The organism is Streptomyces sp. NPDC002403 (assembly GCF_053593015.1).
Genome location: NZ_JBSFBQ010000051.1, coordinates 24116 through 48859 on the forward strand (window position 1 = coordinate 24116; position 24744 = coordinate 48859).

Here is a 24744-nt window from a genome sequence, read left to right on the forward strand (position 1 = left end):
GGTTCCGGCGGACGCCGAACTCCTGTGCGAAGGAACTGCCGGACGGTCCGTCAGCCCGAGACGCTCGCCCGGCCGTTCTCGATGTGCCCCATCAGCCGGCGCCGGAACGCGTCGTCCCCGTCGACGGTGACGTCCAGGTCGTACCAGCCGTGCGCGTCGGCCGCCGAGTGCACCACCGTACGGCTGCGCCCCGGCTTGACCTTGACGGTCCGGGTCCAGTCCCGCAGGTCCGCCTCGTCGACATAGCCCAGTGGCCGCACCGTGAAGATGAGCGTCGTCCGCCCCGTGTTGCGCAGGGTGAGATGCAGATCGCGCTCATGGGCGTCGACCCTCGACGCCACCTCGGCCCCGGCCGAGGCACCGTCCTTCGCGGGCCCGGCGAACTCGCGGCGGAAGCCGTTCGGCCCCGTCACCGTGAACCGGTAGGCCGCACCGGTGACCGGCACCGTCCACTGCGCCGTGCCCTTCACGTCCCGGTGCTGCGGTACGGGGAACTCACCGGCGTACGGATACAGCGCGAAGTGTGCCGAAGAGCGCCCCGTGTTACTGAGGGCCACCCGCACCGCGCCGTCCACCACCTTCGCCTGCGCGTCCGGCTGGTACGGCAGCGCGCGGGCCGGGCGTGCGCCGGGCTCCTGCTCGGGCATGTGCTGCACGGCCGGCGGCTTCGGCGCCCAGCGGCCGCTGAACGGCGGGATGGCGCCCGGCTGCTCCACCTCGGGCCGGCGGCGGGCGCGCGAGAAGTCGAAGGCCGAGGTCAGGTCGCCGGTGACGGTGCGCCGCCAGTCGCCGATGTTGGGTTCCTTCACCCCGGTCCAGCGCTCCAGGAAGCGGATGACGGAGGTGTGGTCGAAGACCTCGGAGCAGACGTAGCCGCCGATGGTCCACGGCGAGACGACGAGCATCGGCACCCGCATGCCGAGACCGGTGGGCTTGCCCTCCCACTGCTCCTCGGTCACCTCGGGCGAGGCGACCGGCGGCGGCACGTGGTCGAAGAAGCCGTCGTTCTCGTCGTAGTTGATGAAGACCGCGGTGTGCCGCCACACATCGGGGTGCTTGCCCAGCGCGTCCAGGACCTTGTAGACGATCGTCGCGCTGTGGATCGGCGAGGAGACGCTCGGGTGCTCCGAGTCGACGGCCGAGGGCACCAGGTAGGAGACCTCGGGCAGGGTGCCCGCCGCCACGTCCTTGGCGAACTCGTCGGCCAGCGTCCCGGTCTCCACCCGGCGCAACGCCCGCTCGAAGAGGCTGCGTTCGGCCTTGTCGAGGGTGGCGACGCCCTCTTCCAGCAGGCCGAACAGCCGCTCCCGCTCGGTGGCGTCCGCGTCGCGCACCGCGGCGTAGAACGACTCCATGTACGTGTGTCCGCCGGTCTTCGCGAGCGCCTTGCGGGCGATCGCCTTGAAGGTGGCGAAGAACTCGATCTGGTTGTCGGTGAAGTTCTCCCACTCGGTGTACGTGCGCCAGCTGTGCCCGGCCTTCTCCAGCCGCTCCGCGTACGTGCCCCAGTCGTAGCCGGGGTGGGTGGCCTCGTCGTACGCGTCGTTGCCGACGGCCCGCTTGCCGTTCGGCTCGTTGCCCGTCTTCCCGCTCCACAGGTGGTTGCGGTTGGGGCTGGTCGAGGAGTGGATGGAGGAGTGGTAGGCGTCGCAGACCGTGAAGGTGTCGGCCAGTTCGTAGTGGAGCGGGATGTCGCGGCGGTCGTAGTACGCCATGGTGGCGGCCGTCTTGGCGGTCACCCAGCCGTTCATCCACCCGCCGGCCCACGCCTTGCCGCCACCGCTCCAGGAGTGGTCGAGCGCGCCGATGTACTGGAGGTCCTTCTTCTGCGTCTCGGCGGCGTCGCGCACCGGGAACGGCAGCACGGAGGTGCCGAGCGCCGCGGGCTGCTCGAAGACCGGCTTGCCCGAGGGCAGCTCGACGGCGTTGCGGTCACCGAAGCCGCGTACGCCCCGGAGCGTCCCGAAGTAGTGGTCGAAGGAACGGTTCTCCTGCATCAGGATCACCACGTGCTTGATGGCTCCGAGCCCGTCCCGGCCACCGGACCCCGCCGAGTGTGCCGGCTGCGCGGCGATCGCGGCCTGCAGCGAAGGCGGCAGCAGCGACCCCGCCGCCGCGGCGCCGAGCGCACCGCCGCCCAGCGCGAAGAGCCGTCGCCGTGAAATGTCCGTGGTCAAGTTGAGCCTCCCGAGTCAGGTCGTACAGCCGGGAAGCTAATCAAGCCGGGTGACCTGCGGAAGGATTTCGTACGGCTCCATGGTGAACGTCCAACAGGTCCTGCCGGAAAGTCCAAGGGGCGGCGCACCCGTGGTCGTGGGTGCGCCGCCCCTTCGGGGACGAGCCTGCGGAGAGGGCTCAGCCCTCGACGCCGAGCTTCTCCAGGATCAGCTCACGCACGCGGGCCGCGTCCGCCTGGCCACGGGTGGCCTTCATGACCGCGCCGACGAGCGCGCCCGCCGCCGCGACCTTGCCGCCGCGGATCTTGTCCGCGATCGCCGCGTTGGCCGCGATGGCCTCGTCGACGGCCGTGGACAGCGCGCCCTCGTCGGAGACGACCTTCAGGCCGCGCTTCTCGACGACGGTGTCCGGGTCGCCCTCGCCCGCGAGGACGCCCTCGATGACCTGGCGGGCCAGCTTGTCGTTGAGGTCGCCCGAGGTGACGAGCTCGGCCACCCTGGCGACCTGCACCGGGGTGATCGGCAGTTCGTCGAGGCCGCGGCCGGTCTCGTTGGCGTTACGGGCCAGCTCGCCCATCCACCACTTGCGGGCCTGGTCCGAGGGGGCGCCCGCGTCGGTCGTGGCGACGATCAGGTCGACCGCGCCGGCGTTGAGGATGGACTGCATGTCGTGCTCGGAGACACCCCACTCCTCCTTGAGCCGCGCGCGGCGCAGCCGCGGCAGTTCGGGGAGGCCCTTGCGCAGTTCCTCGACCCACTCGCGGGCCGGGGCGACCGGTACCAGGTCGGGCTCGGGGAAGTAGCGGTAGTCCTCGGCGTTGTCCTTGATGCGGCCGGCCGTGGTGGAGCCGTCCTCCTCGTGGAAGTGCCGGGTCTCCTGCACGATCGTGCCGCCGGAGGACAGCACGGCCGCGTGGCGCTGGATCTCGAACCGTGCGGCACGCTCGACGGAACGCAGCGAGTTCACGTTCTTCGTCTCGGAACGCGTGCCGAAGGTCTCGGTGCCGTTGGGGCGCAGCGACAGGTTGACGTCGCAGCGCATCTGGCCCATCTCCATGCGGGCCTCCGAGACGCCGAGCGCCTTGATGAGCTCGCGGAGCTCGGCGACGTACGCCTTGGCGACCTCGGGGGCCCGTGCACCCGCGCCCTCGATCGGCTTGGTGACGATCTCGATGAGCGGGATGCCCGCGCGGTTGTAGTCGAGCAGGGAGTGGGACGCACCGTGGATACGGCCGGTGGCACCGCCGACGTGGGTCGACTTGCCGGTGTCCTCCTCCATGTGGGCGCGCTCGATCTGCACCCGGAAGATCTCCCCGTCCTCCAGCTGGACGTCCAGATAGCCGTTGTAGGCGATCGGCTCGTCGTACTGGGAGGTCTGGAAGTTCTTCGGCATGTCCGGATAGAAGTAGTTCTTCCGGGCGAAGCGGCACCACTCGGCGATCTCGCAGTTCAGCGCGAGGCCGATCTTGATGGCGGACTCGACGCCGATCTCGTTGACGACCGGCAGGGCGCCGGGCAGGCCGAGACAGACCGGGCAGGTCTGGGAGTTGGCGTCCTGCTTGAGCTCGGTGGAGCAGCCGCAGAACATCTTGGTCTTGGTGCCGAGCTCGACATGGACCTCCAGGCCCATGACGGGGTCGTAGGACGCGAGCGCGTCCTCGTACGACACCAGGTCGGTGACAGTCACGGTGAAACTTCCCTCTCAGCCCAGCAGTACGTCGTCATCGCCGAGGCGCTTGAGCTCGCGCAGCAGCAGGGCGACACCGGTGGCGATGGCGGCGGCGGAGACAACGGCGTCGATCAGTCGGAGCGTGTCGTGCTCGTGGCGTGCCTTCTTGGCCTGCTTGAGCACGCCGACCGCACCGAAGGCGGTGGTGCCGATGGACAGGTACGTTCCGGTCTTGGACTTCTTGAAGCCCTTGGCCTTGGTCAGTGCGCTCACAACGACGGAGCCTCCTCCAGCAGCGGGTGACCCCACTTTTCCACGAAGGCGGCCTCGACGGCGGCTCCGACCTTGTAGAGACGGTCGTCCTTCATGGCGGGGGCGATGATCTGCAGCCCGACCGGCAGGCCGTCCTCGGGGGCCAGGCCGCAGGGCAGCGACATGGCGGAGTTGCCCGCGAGGTTGGTCGGGATGGTGCACAGGTCCGCGAGGTACATCGCCATCGGGTCGTCGGCGCGCTCGCCGATCGCGAAGGCGGTGGTGGGCGTCGTCGGGGAGACGATGACGTCGACCTTCTCGAAGGCCTTCTCGAAGTCCTGCGTGATGAGGGTGCGGACCTTCTGCGCCGAGCCGTAGTACGCGTCGTAGTAGCCGGAGCTGAGTGCGTACGTACCGAGGATGACGCGGCGCTTGACCTCGTCGCCGAAGCCGGCCTCGCGGGTGAGCGCGGTGACGTCCTCGGCGGAGCGCGTGCCGTCGTCGCCGACGCGCAGCCCGTAACGCATGGCGTCGAAGCGGGCCAGGTTGGAGGAGCACTCGGACGGCGCGATCAGGTAGTACGCCGACAGGGCCAGGTCGAAGGACGGGCAGTCCAGCTCGACGATCGTGGCGCCCAGCGACTTGAGCAGCTCGACCGACTCGTTGAAGCGCTGGACGACGCCCGCCTGGTAGCCCTCACCGGCGAACTGCTTGACGACGCCGACGCGCATGCCCTCGACGCTGCCGTTGCGGGCGGCCTCGACGACCGGCGGGACCGGGGCGTCGATGGACGTCGAGTCCATCGGGTCGTGCCCGGCGATCGCCTCGTGCAGCAGGGCCGCGTCCAGGACGGTACGGGCGCAGGGGCCGCCCTGGTCCAGGGAGCTGGAGAAGGCCACCATGCCGTAGCGGGAGACGCCGCCGTAGGTGGGCTTGACGCCGACGGTGCCGGTGACGGCGGCGGGCTGGCGGATGGAGCCGCCGGTGTCCGTACCGATGGCGAGGGGGGCCTCGTACGAGGCGAGCGCGGCGGACGAGCCGCCGCCGGAGCCGCCCGGGATGCGGGTGAGGTCCCAGGGGTTGCCGGTCGGGCCGTAGGCGCTGTTCTCGGTGGAGGACCCCATGGCGAACTCGTCCATGTTGGTCTTGCCGAGGATGACGACGTCGGCGGCCTTCAGCTTCTTGGTGAGGGTCGCGTCGTACGGCGGGATCCAGCCCTCCAGGATCTTGGAGCCGACGGTGGTCGGCATGTCCTGGGTGGTGAAGATGTCCTTGAGCGCGAGCGGGACGCCGGCCAGCGGGCCGAGCTTCTCGCCGGCCGCCTTCTTGGCGTCGACGGCGCGGGCCTGCGCGAGCGCGCCCTCGCGGTCGACGTGCAGGAAGGCGTGGACCTTCTCGTCGACCGCGTCGATCCGGGCCAGGTGGGCCTCGGTGACCTGGACGGCCGTGAGCTCGCCGGAGGCGATCCTCGCGGCGATCTCGGCGGCGGTGAGCTTGATGATGGTGCTGTTGTCCGTCATGGCTGTTTAGTCCTCCCCCAGGATCTGCGGCACCTTGAAACGCTGCTGCTCCTGGGCCGGGGCGCCGGAGAGCGCCTGCTCGGGGGTGAGCGACGGACGGACCTCGTCCGCGCGCATGACGTTGGTCAGCGGCAGCGGGTGGGAGGTCGGCGGTACGTCTTGGTCGGCGACCTCGGAGACGCGGGCGACCGCGCCGATGATGTCGTCGAGCTGACCGGCGAAGTGATCGAGCTCTTCGCCCTTCAGCTCCAGACGCGCCAGCCGGGCGAGGTGGGCGACCTCCTCGCGCGTGATGCCAGGCATGCAGCGATCCTCAGGGGTTGGTGTGTGGTTCTGGCCGGGGGCCGGCGGCACATTTCCATCGTCCGTCCGGAGGACGGGCCGCGCGGCGTCTGGTGCGTGCGATCGCAAGGCGCCGGAGCGCCCTCGTGGCGGAGCCACGTGGGCGATTCGGCAACGCGGCGAGCGTGTGTGCCAGGCGTCGCGCGGCAGGTGGAAATGTGCCGCCGCCCCCCAATCCTATGGGGTCGCCCGCCACCACTCCCGCCACCCGGGCGAACACCCTGGTCGGACGAGGATCTCCGGCTCCCGCGCCGCCTCCGGCCCGGCCTCGCGCCCGGGGGCGGAGGGCCACCGGACGCGCCGCCGGTGGCCCCTGCGGGCTCAGGTCGTCGCGGGCTCGGGTCGTCGCGGGCTCAGGTCGTCGCGGGCCGTGAATTGACCGGGCGGCCCGGCTGCCGCTGCTCCAGCTCCGGCGGAGCGCCGGCCGCGGCCGCTGCTGCGGCGGCCGCGGCGGCCAGCTCGGCCGGCCGCCGCCAGCCGTGCTCGCCCCGCGCCCGCAGCCAGGCCGTGGTCTCCTGCGGCGGCATCGCCGCGGCGACCAGCCACCCCTGCACCGCGTCGCAGCGCAGATCGCGCAGCCGCTCCCAGGTCTCGTCGTCCTCGACGCCTTCCGCGACGACCAGCAGGCCCAGCGAGTGGGCCAGGTCGATCGTGCAGCGGACGATCTCCGCGTCCTCATTGTCCACGGCCAGCCGGGCGACGAACGAGCGGTCGATCTTCAGCTCGCTGACGGGCAGCCGTCGCAGATGGACGAGTGAGGAGTACCCCGTGCCGAAGTCGTCGAGGGACATCTTCACGCCGTGCCCGGTCAGTCCGGCGAGGGTGTCGGCGGCGCGCTGCGGGTCCTCCAGCAGCACGTGTTCCGTTATCTCCAGCTGCAGCGCTCCGGCCGGGACGCCGTGCCGGGCGAGCCGGGCAGCGACGCCGCCCGCGAACCCGGGGGTGTGGACGTCGCGCGGGGAGACGTTGACGGCGACCGGGACGAAGAGGCCCTGCGCCCGCCACCGGGCTACCTGGGCCAGCGCCGTCTCCAGGACGTACTCCGTGAGGTGCGGCATGAGGCCGGACGACTCGGCGATGGCGATGAACTCGTCCGGGGGGACCCTGCCGCGCTCCGGATGCACCCAGCGCACCAGGGCTTCGAGGCCGGCGACCTGGCCGTCGAAGCGGACCTTCGGCTGGTAGTGGAGCTCGACCTCACCGGCGTCCAGCGCGCGGCGCAGATCACCCAGGAGCCCGAGCCGGTCCGGAGTGTTGCTGTCCCGCTTCGACTCGTAGACCTCGACGCCCGTACGGTCCCGCTTGGCCTGGTACATCGCGACGTCGGCGCGCCTGAGCAGCCCTTCGGCGTCCAGTGCGTGGTCCGGGTACACGGCGACCCCGGCGCTGGCCTCCAGCACCAGGGTCAGACCGTCGAGATCCAGCGGGGAGGACAGCTCGGCGACGAGATGGCGGGCGACCCGCTGGGCGCTGGTGGTGGAGTCGGCGGTCGGCAGGAGCACCGCGAACTCGTCGCCGCCGAGCCGCGCGGCCTCCGCGCCCCGGGGCAACGCGAGCCGGAGGCGCTCCGCTATCTGCAACAGCAGCCGGTCCCCCGCCAGATGGCCGAGGGTGTCATTGACCGCACGGAAACGGTCGAGGTCGATCAGGACCAGAGCGGATCTGGCACCGACGGACTCGGCGTCCTCCAGGGCCGTCCAGGTGCGCTCCAGCAGCCACTGCCGGTTGGGCAGTCCGGTCAGCGGGTCGCGCAGCTGCTCCTCGGCCCGGGCCCGCGCGATCCAGAGGGCGGAGTCCAGGGCGATCAGCGGGACCGCGAAGAGCGGCAGGAGCAGAGGGGTGGCCATCGCGACGACGCAGATCAGCGGTGCGATGCCGAGCAGGGCGACCGCGACCAGGCCCTGGCGCAGCAGGGCGGTGCGGGCGACGGTGGGCAGTCCGCCGCCCTGGGGAGCCTGGGCGTACCACAGCAGGACCCGGGTGACCAGGAGATAGGCGGAGGCGGCCAGGAGGACCTCCGGGACGGCACCGATGCCCCAGTGGAGTGGGTACCACGGTGATTCGACGGTCTGCACCTCGCCGAAGGCGGCGAGCACCAGGGCCGCCGCGCCTATCCCCAGGATGTCCACCGCGCCGTGCAGCAGCCCCTGCCACCACCGGTGTCTGCGGGCGACGCCGACGAGGACGACGACGACCAGGCTGACCAGCCCGGCGGGCACCCAGCCGTAGAGCAGCAGCACGGCCAGGGTGAGGGAGGCCCCGGAGCCGGTGCCGCCCCACCAGCGGTCGCGTCCGAGCGCGACGAGATGGCCGACGATGATCCCGGTCAGGACGGCGAGGGACCAGCCGGCTCGGCCGTCGGGGAAGAGCGCATGCCCTTCGTTCACGGTCCGGTAGAAACCGGTCGCGATCTGAACAACGGCGATCGCGATGACAACGGCACCCACTTTTGGTGTGAGGCCGACGAAACCTTGCAGCCGCGACACCGGTGCGGCGCTCTCGGTCGGTTTCATTCCGTCCCTCTCACAGCCGGCGGTGCCGATGTCACCCGATGGTTCCGTTCCATGCCGCCACGACCCGGTTTCCCACCCCGCGGCCGGGCACGGCAGGTGCACGTCTCAACAGTAGGCCGCGGAAGGCTTCTACGGGCAGCGCTCTGACGCTCTTGCCCGAATGCGGACCGACCATCCGTCAGCATCTGCTATGCGCCGATCGGGTGAACCGGACACCACGCGAAAATCTTGCCCCTGTCTGTACCGCCGCGCCCCTTATCCGCCTCCTTGTTCTCCATGTGCCTGCCGGAGCGTCCGCCGCCAAGTCCCTGCCCCGCGCCGTCGGTCCAGGACAGGAATCTGTCCTATTCCGCCGGTTCTCCCACGGGAACGGCCGCCTCGCGCGCCGCATCCGGACCCTGTTCGAGCAGTACGGCGAAGCCGTCCTCGTCCAGCACCGGCACCTTCAACTGCATGGCCTTTTCGTACTTCGAACCGGGGTTGTCACCGACGACCACGAAGGAGGTCTTCTTCGAAACGGAACCTGTCACCTTCGCTCCGCGGCTCTGGAGCGCCTCTTTCGCGCCATCCCTGGTATGACCGGCCAGCGTGCCGGTGACGACGACGGTGAGCCCATCGAGCGGGCGCGGCCCCTCCTCCTCCCCCGCCCCCTCGTCGGCCATCCGGACCCCGGCCTCCCGCCACTTGCGCAGGATCTCCCGGTGCCAGTCCTCGGCGAGCCACTGCTTCACCGATGCGGCGATGATGGCCCCGACCCCGTCGGCCTCGACCAGCTCCTGCTCCGTCGCCTCGTCGATCCGGTCGATGGAGCGGAACTGACGGGCCAGCTCCGCGGCGGCGATCGGTCCCACGTGCCGGATGGACAGCCCGGTGAGGATACGGGCGAGCGGTGCCTCCTTGGCGGCGGCGATGGCGTCGAGCATGGCGAGGGCGTTCTTCTTCGGCTCGCCCTGCTGGTTGGCGAAGACCCAGGCGGTCTTCTCCTCGCCGGTCTTCGGGTCGCGCTTGGGCAGCCCGCTGTCCTGGTCCCGGACATAGGCCCGGATCGGCAGCAGCTGCTCGACGGTCAGCCCGAAGAGATCGCCCTCGTCGCGCAGCGGCGGCTCGGCGGGCTCCAGCGGCTTGGTCAGGGCCGCGGCGGCGACGTAGCCGAAGTGGTCGATGTCCAGGCACTTGCGGCCCGCGAGATAGGCGAGGCGCTCGCGCAACTGGGCGGGACAGGAACGGGCGTTGGGACAGCGGACGTCGATGTCGGCTTCCTTCATGGGCCGCAGCTCCGTACCGCACTCCGGACACTCGGCGGGCATGACGAACGCCCGCTCGGTGCCGTCGCGGAGGTCGACGACCGGGCCGAGGATCTCCGGGATCACGTCGCCCGCCTTGCGGAGCACCACCGTGTCCCCGATGAGGACGCCCTTCGCCTTCACCACGTTCTGGTTGTGCAGGGTGGCGAACTCCACCTCGGAGCCGGCCACTTCGACCGGCTCGACCTGGGCGTACGGCGTGACCCGGCCGGTCCGGCCGACCCCGACCCGGATGTTGACCAGCTTGGTGTTGACCTCCTCCGGGGCGTACTTCCAGGCGATCGCCCAGCGCGGGGCGCGCGAGGTGGAGCCGAGCCGGCCCTGGAGCGGGATCTCGTCGAGCTTGACGACGACCCCGTCGATCTCGTGCTCCACGGAGTGCCGGTTCTCACCGAAGTACCTGATGAACTCCCGCACCCCGTCGAGGGAATCCACCACCTTGTTGTACTTGGCGGTGGGCAGGCCCCATTCACGCAGCAGCTCGTAGGCGTGCGAGAGGCGGTCGATGTCGAAGCCCTCCCGGGCGCCGATGCCGTGCACCACCATGTGCAGCGGGCGGGTGGCGGTGACCTTCGGGTCCTTCTGGCGCAGCGAACCCGCCGCCGCGTTGCGCGGATTGGCGAACGGTTTGTCGTCTGCCTCGACGAGCCGGGCGTTGAGCTCCTCGAAGGCCTCCATCGGGAAGAAGACCTCACCGCGGATCTCGACCAGCGCCGGGATGCGCTCGCCCTTCAGCCGGTGCGGGATCTCCGCGATCGTACGGACGTTGGGAGTGATGTCCTCGCCGGTTCGGCCGTCGCCGCGGGTGGCGGCCCGGGTGAGCCGCCCGTGCTCGTAGGTGAGGTTGACCGCGAGGCCGTCGACCTTCGGCTCGCACAGGAAGTGGTAGTCGCCGGTGCCGACCTCCTTGGCGATCCGCTCGCCCCAGGCGGCCAGCTCCAGGTCGTCGAAGGCGTTGTCCAGCGAGAGCATCCGCTCGCGGTGCTCGACGGAGGTGAATTCCGTCCGGTACGGGCCCGCGACCTTCTGCGTCGGCGAATCCGGCGTACGCAGCTGCGGGTACGCCTCCTCCAGCTTCTCCAGCTCGCGCATCAGCCGGTCGAACTCGGCGTCGCTGACGACCGGCTGGTCGCTCACGTAGTACCGGAAGCGGTGCTCCTCAACCTGTTCGGCGAGGAGCATGTGCTGCTCCTGGGCCTGTGCGGGCACCGTCGTCTGCTGTTCGCCGGCCATCGTCTCGTCCTCCCGTTACCCGTTGCCCCGTTACTCAGGGTTGTCTGCGAGCGATCTCGCGGCCCGGACGCAGTGGGCGAGCGCGGCGCGCGCGTACGCGGGCGAGGCACCCGCGAGCCCGCACGACGGGGTGATCACCACGGATTCCGTAAGAGTCCCCGGATTCAGCCCCAGCCTGCGCCACAGCGTCCTGACACCCATGACGCTACCGCCCGGGTCCGACAATCCGCCCGAGGCCGGGTCGGTGCCCGGCACCACTCCGAGGAAGAGCTGGGTGCCGCCCTCGACGGCTTCACCGATCGCTTCCTCCTCACGCTCGGTGAGCAACGAGAAGTCGAACGAGATGCCCTCGGCCCCGGCACGGCGCAGCAGCGCGAACGGCACCTCGGGCGCGCAGGTGTGCACGAGCGTCGCCGCGCCCCCGCCCGCCGCCAGGACGTCGCGCAGGGTGCCCTCCACGACCTGGCGGTCCACGGCCCGGTAGGTGCGGTAGCCGCTGGCCGTCCTGATCCGCCCGCGCAGCACGCCGGTCAGCGACGGCTCGTCGAGCTGGAGGATCACCTCGGCGCCGGGCACCCTGCGGCGTACCTCCGCGAGGTGGGCGCGCAGCCCCTCCGCCAACGAGCCCGCCAGGTCGCGGCAGGCCCCCGGGTCGCCGAGCGCGGCCTCCCCGCCCCGGCGTTCCAGCGCGGCGGCGAGCGTCCAGGGCCCGACGGCCTGGACCTTGAGCGGTCCCTCGTACCCCTGGGTGAACTCCTCCAGGGCGTCGAGGTCCTCGCCGAGCCAGGACCTGGCCCGCCGGGTGTCGCGTCCGGGCCGGTCGCTGATCCGCCAGCCGCTGGGCTCGACGTGCCCGTACAGGTCGACGAGCAGCCCGACGGTCCGCCCGATCATGTCCGCACCGGGCCCGCGGGCGGGCAGTTCCGCCAGGTACGGCAGGCCCTCGCCGTCCCCGAAGGAACCGGTGACGGTCTTCGCCGCCTCCCGTGCGTCTCCCCCGGGCATGGACCCGATCCCGCTGGCCGGGCAACCGCTGAACTTGCTCTTCTCGCTCACACGGGAAGCCTAGGGCGTCGCCTCGGAAGCGTCGCCGCCCGGCCCTGCGGGGGTCAGCGTCCGGGGCGCACCGTGAGGTCGTTGACCTCGGCGTCGCGCGGCAGGTCGACGGCCATCAGGATCGTGGTGGCCACCGACTCCGGGTCGATCCAGCGGGAGGGGTCGTACTCCCTGCCCTCCTGCTGGTGGACCTTGGCCTGCATGGGGCTGGCGGTACGCCCCGGGTAGACGGAGGTGACCCGGACGCCGTTGGCGTGCTCCTCGTGGCGCAGCGAGTCGGCGAGGGCCTTCAGGCCGTGCTTGCTCGCGGCGTACGCGCTCCACTCGGCGTGTGCGGCGAGGCCGGCGCCCGAGTTCACGAAGAGGACGTGGCCCTGGGCGACGCGCAGCTGCGGCAGGAGGAGCCGGGTCAGCTCGGCGGGCGCGACCAGGTTGGCGTTGAGCTGGAAGTGCCAGGCCTTGGGCGTGAGGTCGCCGACGCTGCCGAGCTCCACGACGCCCGCGATGTGCAGCAGCGAGTCGACCCGCTCCGGCATCGCCTGCTGGGCGAACGCCCACGAGAGCCGGTCCGGATTGGAGAGGTCGCCGACGAGCGTGCGGGCACCGGGGTGCATCCCGGCCAGTTCCTTGGCACGGCCGGCGTCGCGGGCGATCAGCACGGTCTCGTCACCGCGCTCCAGGAGACGACGGGCGACGGCGGCTCCGATGCCGGAGCCGGCACCGGTGATGACATGAGTGGGCATGCCGACCATGATCTCACCCCCGCCGCCCCGTCACCGCAGGCCGGACCACTCCTCCAGGTAGGCCAGGGCGCCCACGCCGTCCTTGGCGAAGAACACCAGCTCGGCCAGCGGGACGGGCAGGAAGCCCTCGTCCTCCATGCGCTGGAACTGCTGGCGCAGCCCGTCGTAGAAGCCCGCCGTGTTGAGCAGGACGACCGGCTTGTCGTGCTTGCCGTGCTTCTTCAGCTCCAGGATCTCGGTCGCCTCGTCGAGCGTCCCGGTGCCGCCCACCATGATCACGACCGCGTCGGCCTTCTCCAGGAGCAGTGCCTTGCGCTCGGCGAGATCGCGCGCGAACACCATCTCGTCCGCGTGGGCCCGCGCCTTCGCGGCCAGGAAGTCGACCGACACCCCCACCAGCCGCCCGCCCGACTCCTGGACCCCGTCGGCGACGACCTTCATCAGCCCGCTCTCCGAGCCTCCCCAGACCAGGGTGTGTCCGCCCTTGCCGATGAGCTCGGCGAATTCGCGGGCGGGCCGGGTGTAGCGCTCGTCGAGGTCGGCGGCGGAGAGAAAAACGCAGATCTTCATGGACCCACCGTAAGGGCCACCACCGACAGCCCCGGCGCCCGGTGGGAAACCGGCCACCTTGAAGGGCCGGGGAAGAATCCGGTCCGCGAAACGGCTGACCCTTGTATGACTACGTCACCAGGACACCGCATCACGGTCGAGCCCGGCACCGAGCATGTACGTGTGGTCCGCGACGGGCAGGTGCTCGCCGAGAGCCGGCGCCCGCTCGTCCTGCGCGAGACCGGCTGCCCGGTCCGCTACTACCTGCCGCCCGAGGACGTCCGTACCGAACTCCTCACGGCCTCGGACACCCGAACCCATTGCCCGTTCAAGGGAGATGCCTCCTACTGGTCGCTCCCGGACGCCGCGGATCTCGTCTGGGCCTACCCGGAGCCGAAGCCCGAAGTCGCCGCGATCAAGGACCACTTCTGCTTCTACGACACCGGGACCGTCAGCGACACCACGTCCGGCTGATCGTCAAGAACGGTCCTGACCTGGGCAATCGAAGAACTTCAGAAAAACTTCGGCCCGAGCGATGAGTTTTCGCGGGCCCGGCGGTCCACCCTCGCATGGACAAGATTCTCTCCCGCGACGGCACCATGATCGCGTACCGGCACCGGGGTGAAGGGCCGCCGGTGATCCTCGTGGGCGGCTCGCTGGGCACGGCGGCGACCGAGGCGCCGCTGGCGCGCCTGCTCGCGCCGCACTTCCACGTCGTCACGTACGACAGGCGCGGCCGCGGCTCCAGCGGCGACAGTGGCCCGTACGCGGTGGAGCGCGAGATCGAGGATCTGGCCGCGCTCGTCTCCGCGACGGGCGGCCGGGCCTCCGTCTTCGGCATGGGCGCCGGCGGGGCCCTGGCCCTGGAGGCGCAGGCCGCTGGCCTCCCCGTGGACCTGCTGGCGGTGTACGAACCGCCCTACACGCCGAGCGCCTCGGGCCTGCAGTACAAGGCGTGCTGCACCTCCCGCCTGCACCGGCTGCTGTCCACCGGGGACCGCGCGGGGGCCGTCGAGCTGTTCCTGTCCGTGACGGGCGTGCCGGCCGACATGATCGCCCGGATGCGCCGCGCCCCGCTGTGGAGCGACCTGGTGGCGATGGCCCACACCCTCGCGTACGACGACGCGCTGCTCGGCAACGGCGCGATCCCGGCCGCCCGGTTCGCCTCCGTCACGGCCCGCGCCCTGGTGATCTGCGGCGGTTCCAGCCCCACCCCCGCCCGCCAGTCCACCCGCGCCCTCGCGGAGACCCTCCCCCGCGCCCGCCACCGCACCCTGACCGGCCAGACCCGCGACCTGGCCCCGCAGGCGGTGGCCCCGGTGCTGACGGAGTTCTTCGCCAGGAGCGTCCCGCTGCGCCAGGTGTCCTGAACCTGCGGCGGCGCCCCGTGTGTTCACGCCCGTACAGGGGTCGGACGTGGCCGCGCGGGGCACCGCCGCGTCCCCGGCCGGACACCACTGTGTGGGCGTGGCTCCGGCGACCGGCAGGAACCGGTCAGCCGGACGTCGCCACCGCCGCCGTCTCCCGCCGCACCGTCGTGGCGATCGTCGCCGAGCCGACCACGCGGGTGCCGTCGTAGAGGACGACCGCCTGGCCGGGGGCCACGCCCCGTACCGGCTCGGTGAAGGTGACGTGCAGGGTGCCGTCGACGAGCTCCGCCGTGACCTCGGTCTCGCCGCCGTGGGCGCGGAGCTGGGCGGTGTAGGTGCCGGGGGCGGTCGGGGCGGTGCCGCACCAGCGGGGCTTGATGGCGGTGAGGGCGGTGACGTCCAGTGCTTCGACCGGGCCGACCGTCACCGTGTTGTTCACCGGGGAGATGTCCAGGACGTAGCGCGGCTTGCCGTCGGGAGCGGGGTGGCCGATGCGCAGGCCCTTGCGCTGGCCGATGGTGAAGCCGAAGGCGCCCTCGTGGGTGCCGACCTTCGTGCCCGACTCGTCGACGATGTCGCCCTCGGCGGTGCCGAGCCGGCTCGCCAGGAAGCCCTGGGTGTCGCCGTCGGCGATGAAGCAGATGTCGTGGCTGTCGGGCTTCTTGGCGACCGCGAGGCCCCGGCGCTCGGCCTCGGCGCGGATCTCGTCCTTGGTGGTGAGGGTGTCGCCGAGCGGGAACATCGCGTGGGCGAGCTGCTTCTCGTCCAGGACGCCGAGGACGTACGACTGGTCCTTGGCCATGTCGGAGGCGCGGTGCAGCTCGCGGCTGCCGTCCTCGCCCAGGACGACGGTGGCGTAGTGGCCGGTGCAGACCGCGTCGAAGCCCAGCGCGAGGGCCTTGTCCAGGAGCGCGGCGAACTTGATCTTCTCGTTGCAGCGCAGGCACGGATTGGGCGTGCGGCCCGCCTCGTACTCGGCGATGAAGTCGTCCACGACGTCCTCGCGGAAGCGTTCCGCCAGGTCCCAGACGTAGAACGGGATGCCGATGACGTCCGCCGCGCGGCGGGCGTCGCGGGAGTCCTCGATCGTGCAACAGCCGCGCGCCCCGGTACGGAAGGACTGCGGGTTCGCGGAGAGGGCGAGGTGCACACCGGTCACGTCGTGGCCCGCCTCGGCGGCGCGGGCCGCGGCGACGGCGGAGTCGACACCGCCCGACATGGCGGCGAGCACACGGAGGGGGCGCTGGGAAGTCTCAGTCATAGCTCCACCAGGGTACGGGGCGCCGGGAACCGAACGCTCTCGGATATGCGTTGTGGATCACATGGGGACCAAGGGGACACCGGGCGCCAAGAGTTCCGGGGGCGCGAAGTCCGGGCACGGCGTCAGCCGGCGCGGGCTGCTGATCGGCGCCGCCGTCACGGCCGTGGGCGCCGCCGCGCTGGCGCGGGAGGAGCTGGAGCGTGCCTGGTGGCGGCTGCCCGGGGTGGAGAAGCCCCGGACGCCCGGCGAGGTGGATTTCGCGCGGGCCCAGTGGATAGCGGCGTCCTCGGCGAACTGGCGGCGGGCCGACCGCCCCGACGACTACACCATCGACCGGGTCGTCATCCATGTCACCCAGGGCAGCTACCAAAGCGCGGTGAAGGTCTTCCAGGACCCGGGACACGGAGCGGCTGCGCACTACGTGGTGCGCAAGGACGGCCATGTGACGCAGATGATCCGTGAGCTGGATGTGGCGTTCCACGCGGGGAACAGGTCGTACAACGAGCGCAGTGTGGGGATCGAGCACGAGGGCTTCGTGGACCGGCCGCAGGACTTCACTGCGGCGATGTACGGGGCCTCCGCGCGGCTCACGGCGGCGATATGCGGGCGGTACGGGATGCCGGTGGACCGGGAGCACATCGTCGGGCACGTGGAGGTTCCGGGAACGGACCACACCGATCCGGGCAGGCACTGGGACTGGGACCGGTATCTGAAGCTGGTCCGGGCGGCGGGCAAGAAGTGACCGCGGGGCCCGTCCGGTCGCCGCCGGACAGGCCAGGTCCTGCAGGGCTCAGCTGAGGCCCGCGGTGCGTGCCCGCTCCACCGCCGGGCCGATCGCGCGGGCCACCTCGTCGATGTCCTGCTTGGTGGACGTGTGGCCGAGCGAGAAGCGCAGGGTGCCGCGGGCCAGGTCCGGGTCGGTGCCGGTGGCCAGCAGTACGTGGCTGGGCTGGGCGATCCCGGCGGTGCAGGCGGAGCCGGTGGAGCATTCGATGCCCTGGGCGTCCAGCAGCAGGAGCAGGGAGTCGCCCTCGCAGCCGGGGAAGGTGAAGTGGGCGTTGGCGGGGAGCCGGCCGCCCGGGGCCGGGTCTCCGCCGAGGACGGCGTCGGGCACGGCCGCCAGCACGGCCGCGACCAGTTCGTCCCGGAGCCCGCCGATCTCGCGGGCGAACTCCTCCCGCCCGTCGGCGGCCAGCCGCCCCGCGAGGGCGAAGGAGGCGATGGCCGGCACATCGAGGGTGCCCGAGCGGACGTGCCGCTCCTGGCCGCCGCCGTGGAGCACGGGTACGGGGGTGTATTCGCGGCCGAGCAGCAGCGCGCCGATGCCGAACGGGCCGCCGATCTTGTGCCCGCTCACCGTCATCGCGGCCAGTCCTGACCGGGCGAAGTCGACTTCCAGCTGCCCGAACGCCTGTACCGCGTCAGCGTGCATCGGCACGTCGAACTCACGGGCCACGGCAGCCAGTTCACGTACCGGCATGATGGTGCCGATCTCGTTGTTGGCCCACATCACGGTGGCCAGCGCGACATCGTCGGGATCACGGAGGATCGCCTCGCGCAGCGCGTCCGGGTGGACGCGTCCGTGCCGGTCGACGGGGAGGTATTCGACGTTCGCGCCCTCGTGTCCGGCGAGCCAGTCGACGGCGTCCAGCACCGCGTGGTGCTCGACGGGGCTGGCCAGCACCCGGGTGCGGCGGGGGTCGGCGTCGCGGCGGGCCCAGTACAGGCCCTTCACGGCGAGGTTGTCGGCCTCGGTGCCGCCGGAGGTGAAGACGACCTCGCTGGGGCGTGCGCCGAGGGCATCGGCGAGGGTCTCTCTCGACTCCTCGACGGTACGGCGGGCCCGGCGCCCGGCGGCGTGCAGTGAGGACGCGTTGCCGGTGACGGCGAGCTGGGCGGTCAACGCCTCGATCGCTTCCGGAAGCATCGGCGTGGTCGCGGCGTGGTCGAGGTAAGCCATGGTGGGCTCGATTCTACGAGCCCGGGGCGGGGCGTACGGCGGGCGCATGGTGCCCCGGCACCCGCGCACGGCCGGGTGCGGTCTTCCTCGCCCCGTTCCCGGGCCCGTCCGGGCGGGGAGGGCGTCGGGCTCCGCGCCCGGTTCAGCCGGCGAAGTTCCGGGCGACGAGGCCGTCGCCAGTGATGAGGAGGGGCCGCTCGGCCCCGGTGATTCCGCCGGTACGCGCGGTGGAGCACACCGTGTCGTTTTGGCGACATGTCGCAAGCACGGCACCGGAAAGGTCTGGTGCGGCGATCAATGGGGGCCCCAGTCTTGAGCCGCACCGCGTGTCCGTTTCCTTGCCTCCTGGAAAGGTTCCGATGCACATACGGCATCGCTCTGCCGCCGTTCTGGCAGCAGGCGTCCTCGTCGCCACCCTGTCTCCCCTCTCCTCCGGCGCGATCGCCGCCCCGGCACCCGCCTCCGTCGGCGCGAACTCCGCCGGCCGCCCCCAGGTCAGCTCCGTCACGCTCGTGACCGGTGACCGGGTGCGGCTGGAGACCTTCCCCGGCGGCCGGAAGGCCGTCTCCGTCGAGCCGGCCTCGGGCGCTTCGCAGGCCGACTTCACCCAGCTGGAGATCGACAAGCAGCTGTACGTGCTGCCCCGCGCAGCGCTCCCGTACATCGCCTCCGGCAAACTGGACCGGCAGCTGTTCAACATCACCTCCCTGGTCAAGCAGGGTTACGACGACGCCCACACCTCCGCCATCCCGCTGATCGCCCGCTACACCGGCGGCACGAACCCCACGTCCAAGGGAGCGCCCACCGGTTCGCGCAAGGGCCTGGTCATCAAGAGCCTGCGCGGCTCGGCACTGAAGGCGGACAAGAAGCAGGCCGGGCGCTTCTGGAAGGCCATCGACGACGACGCGCTCGCCAGGAGCAGCGCCGAGGGCGGCGCGAAGAACGCTGCCGAGAACTCTTCTTCCAAGAACTCTGCTTTCAAGAACGCGGCCTTCGAGGGCGGCGTCGAGAAACTGTGGCTGGACGCGAAGGTCCACGCCTCCCTCGATCGCAGCACCGCGCAGATCGGTGCGCCCGAGGCGTGGAAGGCCGGCTACGACGGAAACGGCGCGACCGTCGCCGTCCTGGACACCGGCGTCGACGCCACCCACCCCGACCTGGCCGGGAAGCTCGGCGAAGTACGCAACTTCACCGACGAGCCCACCGCGAACGACGGCCACGGCCACGGCACCCACGTCGCCTCCACCATCGCCGGCAGCGGCGCCGCCTCGGGCGGCTCGCGCAAGGGCGTGGCACCGGGGGCACGGCTGCTGATCGGCAAGGTGCTCGACGACAGCGGCTCCGGCCCGTACTCCGCCATCCTGGGCGGCATGGACTGGGCCGCCCACTCGGGCGCCGACATCGTCAGCATGAGCCTGGGCGGCCAGCCCACCGACGGCACGGACCTCCTCAGCCTCGTCCTCGACGGCCTCAGCGAGGAGACCGGCACCCTCTTCGTCGTCGCGGCGGGCAACACGGGCTCCGACTACACAGTGGGTTCCCCGGGCGCCGCGGCGAGCGCGCTGACCGTGGGCGCCGTCGACCGCGACGACAAGCTGGCCCCCTTCTCCAGCCGCGGCCCGCGCGTCGGTGACAACGGTGCCAAGCCCGACCTCACCGCTCCCGGCGTCGACATCGTCGCCGCCCGCGCGGCCGGCACGTCCATGGGCCACCCGGTGGACGCGGCCTACACCGCCGCGTCGGGTACGTCCATGGCGACCCCGCACGTGGCGGGCGCGGCGGCGATCCTGGCCGGGCGCCACCCCGACTGGAACGGCCAGCAGCTCAAGGACGCGTTGATGAGCACGACGCGTACCGCCCCCGACCAGACGGCCTACGAGCAGGGCACCGGCCGGGTGGACGTGGCCCGCTCGGTGCGCCAGCAGGTGCGCGCCACCGGCACCACCACCTTCGGCTCCCTGGCACCGGACGCGGGCCCGCGGCAGGTGAGCGTCACCTACACCAACGACGGCGACGCGCCCGTCACGCTCGCCCTGGACACCACCTTCGACAAGCTCTACGGCTCCCCGGCCCCGGCAGCCGCCATGAGCACCCCCGCGCAGGTCACCGTACCCGCCCACGGCACTGCCGACGTGGCCGTGACCCTCGACCCGCCCGCGCTGCCGGAGGGCGTCTACGGCGGCCGCCTCACCGCGACCTCGGCCGACGGGCAGACCGTCACGCACACCGTTCTCTCCGCGACGAAGGACCCGGTCACGCACAAGGTCACCGTGCGCGGCATCGACCGCGCCGGGCAGCCGGCGACCGTCTTCCCGCTGATCCTGCTGGGTCCCACGGGCCGCTTCGACGTCATCCAGGAGGTGCCGGCGGGGCAGAGCCTGACGGTGGACCTGCCCGAGGGCATGTACTACCTGCACGGCGTCATCACGCAGGCGACGGAGGACAACGTCACCAACAGCCTGGTGGTCGACCCCCGACTGCGGGTGAGCGGCGCCACGGACCTGGTGCTCGACGCACGCAAGGCGGTCCCCGTGGAGATCCGGACCCCCAAGCCGGCCGAGCAGCGGGGCCCGCTGGTCTTCTCCACCCACTGGAAGACCGGCGACCGGGAGTTCGCCAGCTTCTTCACCAGCGGACACAGCGGCGGACAGCTCCTCTACGTCACGCCCACCGAGGAGTTCACCGAGGGGACCTTCGAGTTCACCTCCCGCTGGCAGCTGACCGCACCGATGCTCCGCGCACGCGCGATCTCCGCCACCGCCGCGGCCGGTGCCCCTGTCCGTCTGCTCCACAACTCCCCCGCCGTGGAAGGCGTGCGGCGCCTGCGGGTGGTGGACGCCGGGCACGGACGCCCCGAGGACTACGCGGCGCTGCGCGCACGGGGCACGGACGTCCGCGGAGCGGCGGTGCTCGTGGAACTGGAAGGGGTGGAGTACGACGAGGCGGTGGCCTCGGCCGCTAGAGCCGGAGCCGCGGCCGCCGTCACCACCGCCGGCGGCAACAGGTACGCGGCCGCGACCTGGCAGCCGGTGAGCCAGCGGCTGCCCGCGATCGGGCTGTACGCCTCCCCCGCCACCGCGGAGCGGCTGCGCGCGCGGGGCACCGTGCTGGAGTTGAAGGGGAGCCCGGAGAGCCCCTACCTCTACGACGTCGTGCAGGTCTCCGAACAGCGCGTCCCCGAGCGCGTGGTCCACAAGGTCGGGCCGGAGAACACGGCCACCGTGGTCTCGCGCTACCCGGACACGGGCGGGACACGCTACGTCACGGAGAACCGGGAGTCCTGGCGTCCGTGGGAGGGCGAGCAGGTGTTCCTCCCCATGCGATCCCGGTACGTCCGCACCGGGCAGGCGCGGACGGAGTACCTGAGCGGTCCCGCCGACACCCGGTGGCTGCACTGGGTCAACCCCCGCAACACCTGGGCGATCCACGCGGTGGGGACCGGCATGCTCGGCCCCCTGCGCACCTACCGGCCCGGTGAGCACGCCACGGAGAGCTGGTACGCCCCCGTGGTGCGCCCGGCGATCCCCCGAGGTGTCGAAGGACTCGCCCTCCGCAAGGGCGACCAGCTGACCATAGGGATACCCGAGTTCACCGACACCGCCTTCGGCCACTACGGCTACGCCCTGCCCCGCACGGGCGCCGACACCCCCTACCCCGACGAGACCCGCGCCGTACTGCGTCGCGACGGCGAGATCCTCGCTGAAGGCCCCCGCGCGTGGGGCGCCTTCCCCGCGGGCGGGGACGACGGCCGTTACCGGTTGGACCTGGACGTGAAGCGCACCAGCCCCGAGGGCACCCTCTCGCGGGCCACCAGCACCCGCTGGTCGTTCACGGCCCCTCGCCCGGCCGAGGGCAAGGAGTCCCTGATTCCCCTCCTCCAGCTCGACTACGACGTAGCCACCGACCTCCAGGGCTCCGCCCCTGACTCCGGGTCCTTCGCCTTCGGAGTGAGCGCCCGCCACCAGGACGGTCTGACGGGCCGTTCCGTGAAGGGCATGGAGGTGTCCGTCTCGTACGACGACGGCGGGCACTGGCGGGCGGCGACGACTTCCGCCCGGGGCGACGGCGCCTACCGTGTCCGGGTCACCCACCCCTCGACTGCTCGCACCAGCGGGTACGTCACGCTGCGGGTCCGCGCCTGGGACGACGCGGGCAACGAGGTGACGCAGGAGATCGAGCGGGCGTACGCGCTGAGGTAGTACGCGGGATCCGGAAGCCGCGACCGGCCCCGGTCGCGGCTTCCGTGCGTCCTACGACAGCCAGTCGCGCCGCGCCGCCTGCCACACCAGCTGCGTACGCGTCTTCGCGCCCGCCCGCTGCATCAGCGCGGTGATCCGGCGCTGCACCGTGCGGTGGCTGACACGCAGTTGGGTGGCGATCGCCTTGTCCGCCACGCCGGCGACGACCAGGGAGAGCAGGTAGCGCTCGTCGTCGGCGAGACTGCCGCCCGGTCCCATGCCGCCGGCGAAGTCGGCCAGCTCGCCCGCCTCCGTGACGTGCAGCGGGGTCCCCGCAGCCCACTGGATGTCGAACAGGGCGACGAGGGCGTCCAGGAGAGTACTGCTGCGGATGATCGCGGCGGTCGGCTCGCCGCGGGCGCCGGTCGTGCTGCTCGGCATCAGGGGGCAGACGGCGACAGAGCTGTCGACGATGACCATGCGCACGGGGAGTGTGCTGGTGGCGCGGGCCGTTTCACCGGCGCGGATGCCCTGGGCGACGTTGTCGACCATGCCGGGCTGTTCCAGGCAGGCACGTTCGTAGATCGCCTCGTAGCGGATGCCCTGGGCGAGCAGTTCGAACTCCTCGTCGTTGTCCTGGGCGCGCAGCGCCACGGGATCGGCCTTGCAGAACCACCGCAGGTCGCTGCGGGCCCCGTAGGCGAGTTGGCGCAGCTGCTGACGGATGGCGCCGGCCCCGGTGATCACCTCGACCAGTTGCCCGGCGTCATGGCGCCGGGCGCCCGCCCGGTACTCCTCGGCCAGCTGTTCCACTCCACGCCGCGCCCACTCCAGCGCTTCTTGGCCACGCGCCAGCAGGGGCTGCAGCGCCACGTCCGGCGGGACGGGTACGTACCGCATGCCGCCGTCGCCCGGCAGCCGCCCGACCAGGCCTTTGTCATGCAGGGAGGACAGAAGCGACGCCGCCTCGCGTTCCCGGATGCGGAGCCGTTGGACGATCTCGTCCACGCCCGCGCCTCGTACCTCCACCAGGTGGCGGTAGACCCGCTCCTCCGCCGCCCCGATCCCCGCTATCTCCAGCACGCGCCCTCTCCCTCCCCGCAGCCCACCCCAAACGGACGCCCACTGTGCCATCCATGATCGAAATCGAACAGGATGCGGGCGGCCCTGCCGGGCGATCAGAAGACAACACAGTTCTCGCGAGCCCGAGGCGGAACGTACGGCGGGCGCATGGTGTCCCGGGGCCCGCGCACTGCGGCGGGGTCCGCTCCGCCCGGTTCAGCCGCCGAAGTTCCAGGCGACGACGCCGTTTCCGGTGACGAGGAAGGCGAGGACCACGAGGTCGGCGACGCCGAGCGCGAGCCCGAACAGGGCGCGGCCGCAGCGGGCGGTGGACCGGACGAGGGCGAGGACCGCCATCACGATGGCGGCCGGGCCGAGCAGGATGTTCATCACCAGCAGGCCGACGAGCCCGAGCACGAACGAGGCGACGGCCAGTCCGTCGGCGTCCCGGGTGGGGCGCCGGGCGGGGGCGGCCGGGCCGGGGGTGCCGGCCGGGTCGCAGGAGGCGAGGGGCCGTGCGGCGGTTTCGGAGCGGCGGGCGATCGCGGTGAGGGTCATGGGGGCGGGCTCCTTCGGGTCGGGGTGCGGTGCGCAGGGCGCCGCGGCGGCGGTGCGGCCGGTCTCACGAGGAGCGGCGACGCGCGCCCGGCCGCTCGCGTACGGCGAAGACCAGCAGCCAGCAGCCGATCAGGGCACCGAGCACGAGGGAGAGCGCGGGCGGGATCTGGGCCACCGCGCCCAGCACGATCCCCAGCAGGAGCAGGGCGACGACGAGGACGATCATGTTCAGCCTTTCCGCAGGCTCTCCACGAGCACTTGAGAGTACGACTGTTCACTGACTTGTCAGTCTAGACCCGTTCACCACTTCCCCGCCCCGGAGAACAGTTGTTTACTGAATGGCATGAGTCACACCGTCGGCGTCCGCCAGACCCAGAAGCTGAGAACCCGTCAGGCACTGCTGGATGCCGCACTCGGACTCCTGGAGCATCAGAGCCTCAGCAGCCTCGGGCTGCGCGAGGTGACCCGGGCCGCGGGCGTCACGCCCACCGCCTTCTACCGGCACTTCGACGACACCGCGGCGCTCGGTGTGGCGCTCGTCGATGAGGCGCTGGGCAGCCTGCACGGGATGATCGGGGCGACGCTCGCCGAGACCGGTGACAGCGAGGAGCGCCTGGACCGCAGCATCGAGCTGATCATGCGCCATGTCGGCGAACAGCCCGCCCACTTCCGCTTCATCGCCCGTGAACAGCACGGCGGCGTCGGCCCGGTCCGCGAGGCCATAGCGGCCCAACTGCGGCGGTTCGCCGAGGAGGTGGCGGCGGCGCTCGCCGAGGAGCCGGAGTCCCGGGGCTGGAGCGAGAGGGACCTGCTGATGCTCGGCGGCCTCTATGTCGACCACATGGTGATCACCGCGTCGGCACTGCTGGACGCGGGGCCGGAAGGCGAGCGCGAGGTGGCCGGAGTGGCCCGCCGCCGGCTGAGACTGGTCACCCTCGGCAGGCTGCACTGGCTGGACGACGCGGGCGGAGTCGATACCCCTTAGGGTCTTTCGTAC

Annotated in this window: 20 protein-coding genes; 5 read left to right on the forward strand and 15 right to left on the reverse strand. The window is 71.7% G+C overall.

All coding sequences use genetic code 11. The annotated features are described in order from the left end of the window. Positions 1 to 50 precede the first annotated feature (50 nt). The 10 genes from ACWCPY_RS34970 to ACWCPY_RS35015 form a co-directional block, all read right to left on the reverse strand. Positions 51 to 2177 (reverse strand): phosphocholine-specific phospholipase C, encoded by a 2127-nt coding sequence (locus ACWCPY_RS34970; protein ID WP_451271873.1) that lies wholly within the window; start codon positions 2175 to 2177, stop codon positions 51 to 53. A gap of 178 nt (positions 2178 to 2355) precedes the next feature. Then, positions 2356 to 3864: an Asp-tRNA(Asn)/Glu-tRNA(Gln) amidotransferase subunit GatB gene (gatB, locus tag ACWCPY_RS34975; RefSeq protein ID WP_124716235.1), complete on the reverse strand. Its 1509-nt coding sequence runs from the start codon at positions 3862 to 3864 to the stop codon at positions 2356 to 2358. Positions 3865 to 3879: 15 nt separating this feature from the next. After that, complete coding sequence (locus ACWCPY_RS34980; RefSeq protein ID WP_072486848.1) at positions 3880 to 4119, reverse strand: hypothetical protein; 240 nt, start codon at positions 4117 to 4119, stop codon at positions 3880 to 3882. After that, the gene (gene gatA, locus ACWCPY_RS34985) at positions 4116 to 5618 is read right to left on the reverse strand and encodes an Asp-tRNA(Asn)/Glu-tRNA(Gln) amidotransferase subunit GatA (RefSeq protein ID WP_451271876.1); all 1503 of its coding nucleotides are present in this window, start codon (positions 5616 to 5618) and stop codon (positions 4116 to 4118) included. The genes ACWCPY_RS34980 and gatA overlap by 4 nt, the downstream gene beginning before the upstream one ends. Before the next feature lie 6 nt (positions 5619 to 5624). Further along, positions 5625 to 5921: an Asp-tRNA(Asn)/Glu-tRNA(Gln) amidotransferase subunit GatC gene (gatC, locus tag ACWCPY_RS34990; RefSeq protein ID WP_015036350.1), complete on the reverse strand. Its 297-nt coding sequence runs from the start codon at positions 5919 to 5921 to the stop codon at positions 5625 to 5627. 392 nt (positions 5922 to 6313) lie between these two features. Further along, the gene (locus ACWCPY_RS34995) at positions 6314 to 8473 is read right to left on the reverse strand and encodes a putative bifunctional diguanylate cyclase/phosphodiesterase (protein WP_451271878.1); all 2160 of its coding nucleotides are present in this window, start codon (positions 8471 to 8473) and stop codon (positions 6314 to 6316) included. Positions 8474 to 8817: 344 nt separating this feature from the next. Continuing rightward, positions 8818 to 11010: an NAD-dependent DNA ligase LigA gene (gene ligA, locus ACWCPY_RS35000; protein ID WP_451271880.1), complete on the reverse strand. Its 2193-nt coding sequence runs from the start codon at positions 11008 to 11010 to the stop codon at positions 8818 to 8820. 30 nt (positions 11011 to 11040) lie between these two features. Then, positions 11041 to 12066, reverse strand: coding sequence for a methionine synthase (locus ACWCPY_RS35005; RefSeq protein ID WP_451271882.1), 1026 nt, complete (start codon positions 12064 to 12066; stop codon positions 11041 to 11043). Positions 12067 to 12119: 53 nt separating this feature from the next. Continuing rightward, positions 12120 to 12809 carry an SDR family oxidoreductase gene (locus ACWCPY_RS35010; protein ID WP_451271884.1) on the reverse strand — a complete coding sequence of 230 codons (690 nt, stop codon included), beginning with the start codon at positions 12807 to 12809 and terminating at the stop codon, positions 12120 to 12122. Between the two features lie 30 nt (positions 12810 to 12839). After that, a complete protein-coding gene (locus ACWCPY_RS35015; RefSeq protein ID WP_451271886.1) occupies positions 12840 to 13379 on the reverse strand; it encodes an LOG family protein in 540 nt (179 codons plus the stop codon). A 105-nt stretch (positions 13380 to 13484) separates the two neighbouring features. Here ACWCPY_RS35015 and ACWCPY_RS35020 point away from each other — a divergent pair, with 105 nt between their 5' ends. After that, positions 13485 to 13832, forward strand: coding sequence for a DUF427 domain-containing protein (locus tag ACWCPY_RS35020; RefSeq protein WP_451271888.1), 348 nt, complete (start codon positions 13485 to 13487; stop codon positions 13830 to 13832). Between the two features lie 95 nt (positions 13833 to 13927). Further along, complete coding sequence (locus ACWCPY_RS35025; protein WP_451271890.1) at positions 13928 to 14728, forward strand: alpha/beta fold hydrolase; 801 nt, start codon at positions 13928 to 13930, stop codon at positions 14726 to 14728. Positions 14729 to 14852: 124 nt separating this feature from the next. Here ACWCPY_RS35025 and mnmA read toward each other — a convergent pair whose 3' ends face one another. Then, positions 14853 to 15989, reverse strand: a complete 1137-nt coding sequence (mnmA, locus tag ACWCPY_RS35030) for a tRNA 2-thiouridine(34) synthase MnmA (RefSeq protein WP_451271892.1) — start codon at positions 15987 to 15989, stop codon at positions 14853 to 14855. A gap of 61 nt (positions 15990 to 16050) precedes the next feature. Between mnmA and ACWCPY_RS35035 the strand changes: the two genes are divergently transcribed. Further along, positions 16051 to 16731: an N-acetylmuramoyl-L-alanine amidase gene (locus ACWCPY_RS35035; RefSeq protein ID WP_451271894.1), complete on the forward strand. Its 681-nt coding sequence runs from the start codon at positions 16051 to 16053 to the stop codon at positions 16729 to 16731. Between the two features lie 48 nt (positions 16732 to 16779). Here the strand turns inward: ACWCPY_RS35035 and ACWCPY_RS35040 are convergent, their stop codons facing one another. After that, entirely contained in the window at positions 16780 to 17949 is a 1170-nt protein-coding gene (locus ACWCPY_RS35040) for a cysteine desulfurase family protein (protein WP_451271896.1), read from the reverse strand. Positions 17950 to 18308: 359 nt separating this feature from the next. Here ACWCPY_RS35040 and ACWCPY_RS35045 point away from each other — a divergent pair, with 359 nt between their 5' ends. Continuing rightward, positions 18309 to 22148: a S8 family peptidase gene (locus ACWCPY_RS35045; RefSeq protein ID WP_451271898.1), complete on the forward strand. Its 3840-nt coding sequence runs from the start codon at positions 18309 to 18311 to the stop codon at positions 22146 to 22148. A gap of 51 nt (positions 22149 to 22199) precedes the next feature. Here the strand turns inward: ACWCPY_RS35045 and ACWCPY_RS35050 are convergent, their stop codons facing one another. From ACWCPY_RS35050 to ACWCPY_RS35060, 3 genes are all read right to left on the reverse strand, one after another. Further along, positions 22200 to 23210: a helix-turn-helix domain-containing protein gene (locus ACWCPY_RS35050; protein ID WP_451271900.1), complete on the reverse strand. Its 1011-nt coding sequence runs from the start codon at positions 23208 to 23210 to the stop codon at positions 22200 to 22202. A gap of 195 nt (positions 23211 to 23405) precedes the next feature. Beyond that, positions 23406 to 23747 carry a DUF4190 domain-containing protein gene (locus ACWCPY_RS35055; RefSeq protein WP_451271902.1) on the reverse strand — a complete coding sequence of 114 codons (342 nt, stop codon included), beginning with the start codon at positions 23745 to 23747 and terminating at the stop codon, positions 23406 to 23408. Between the two features lie 64 nt (positions 23748 to 23811). After that, a complete protein-coding gene (locus ACWCPY_RS35060; protein WP_451271903.1) occupies positions 23812 to 23973 on the reverse strand; it encodes a hypothetical protein in 162 nt (53 codons plus the stop codon). Positions 23974 to 24090: 117 nt separating this feature from the next. Between ACWCPY_RS35060 and ACWCPY_RS35065 the strand changes: the two genes are divergently transcribed. Then, positions 24091 to 24732, forward strand: a complete 642-nt coding sequence (locus tag ACWCPY_RS35065; protein WP_451271905.1) for a TetR family transcriptional regulator — start codon at positions 24091 to 24093, stop codon at positions 24730 to 24732. Positions 24733 to 24744 lie beyond the last annotated feature (12 nt).

Coding starts and splice junctions, on each gene's coding strand:
- ACWCPY_RS35010 (WP_451271884.1), bottom strand. CDS start 12,809: ATGCCCACTCATGTCATCACCGGTGCCGGCTCCGGCATCGGAGCCGCC.
- ACWCPY_RS35065 (WP_451271905.1), top strand. CDS start 24,091: ATGAGTCACACCGTCGGCGTCCGCCAGACCCAGAAGCTGAGAACCCGT.
- ACWCPY_RS35045 (WP_451271898.1), top strand. CDS start 18,309: ATGCACATACGGCATCGCTCTGCCGCCGTTCTGGCAGCAGGCGTCCTC.
- gatA (WP_451271876.1), bottom strand. CDS start 5,618: ATGACGGACAACAGCACCATCATCAAGCTCACCGCCGCCGAGATCGCC.
- ACWCPY_RS35020 (WP_451271888.1), top strand. CDS start 13,485: ATGACTACGTCACCAGGACACCGCATCACGGTCGAGCCCGGCACCGAG.
- ACWCPY_RS35040 (WP_451271896.1), bottom strand. CDS start 17,949: ATGGCTTACCTCGACCACGCCGCGACCACGCCGATGCTTCCGGAAGCG.
- ACWCPY_RS35060 (WP_451271903.1), bottom strand. CDS start 23,973: ATGATCGTCCTCGTCGTCGCCCTGCTCCTGCTGGGGATCGTGCTGGGC.
- ligA (WP_451271880.1), bottom strand. CDS start 11,010: ATGGCCGGCGAACAGCAGACGACGGTGCCCGCACAGGCCCAGGAGCAG.
- mnmA (WP_451271892.1), bottom strand. CDS start 15,989: ATGACTGAGACTTCCCAGCGCCCCCTCCGTGTGCTCGCCGCCATGTCG.
- ACWCPY_RS35025 (WP_451271890.1), top strand. CDS start 13,928: ATGGACAAGATTCTCTCCCGCGACGGCACCATGATCGCGTACCGGCAC.
- ACWCPY_RS34995 (WP_451271878.1), bottom strand. CDS start 8,473: ATGAAACCGACCGAGAGCGCCGCACCGGTGTCGCGGCTGCAAGGTTTC.
- ACWCPY_RS35015 (WP_451271886.1), bottom strand. CDS start 13,379: ATGAAGATCTGCGTTTTTCTCTCCGCCGCCGACCTCGACGAGCGCTAC.
- gatC (WP_015036350.1), bottom strand. CDS start 5,921: ATGCCTGGCATCACGCGCGAGGAGGTCGCCCACCTCGCCCGGCTGGCG.
- ACWCPY_RS35055 (WP_451271902.1), bottom strand. CDS start 23,747: ATGACCCTCACCGCGATCGCCCGCCGCTCCGAAACCGCCGCACGGCCC.
- ACWCPY_RS35035 (WP_451271894.1), top strand. CDS start 16,051: ATGGGGACCAAGGGGACACCGGGCGCCAAGAGTTCCGGGGGCGCGAAG.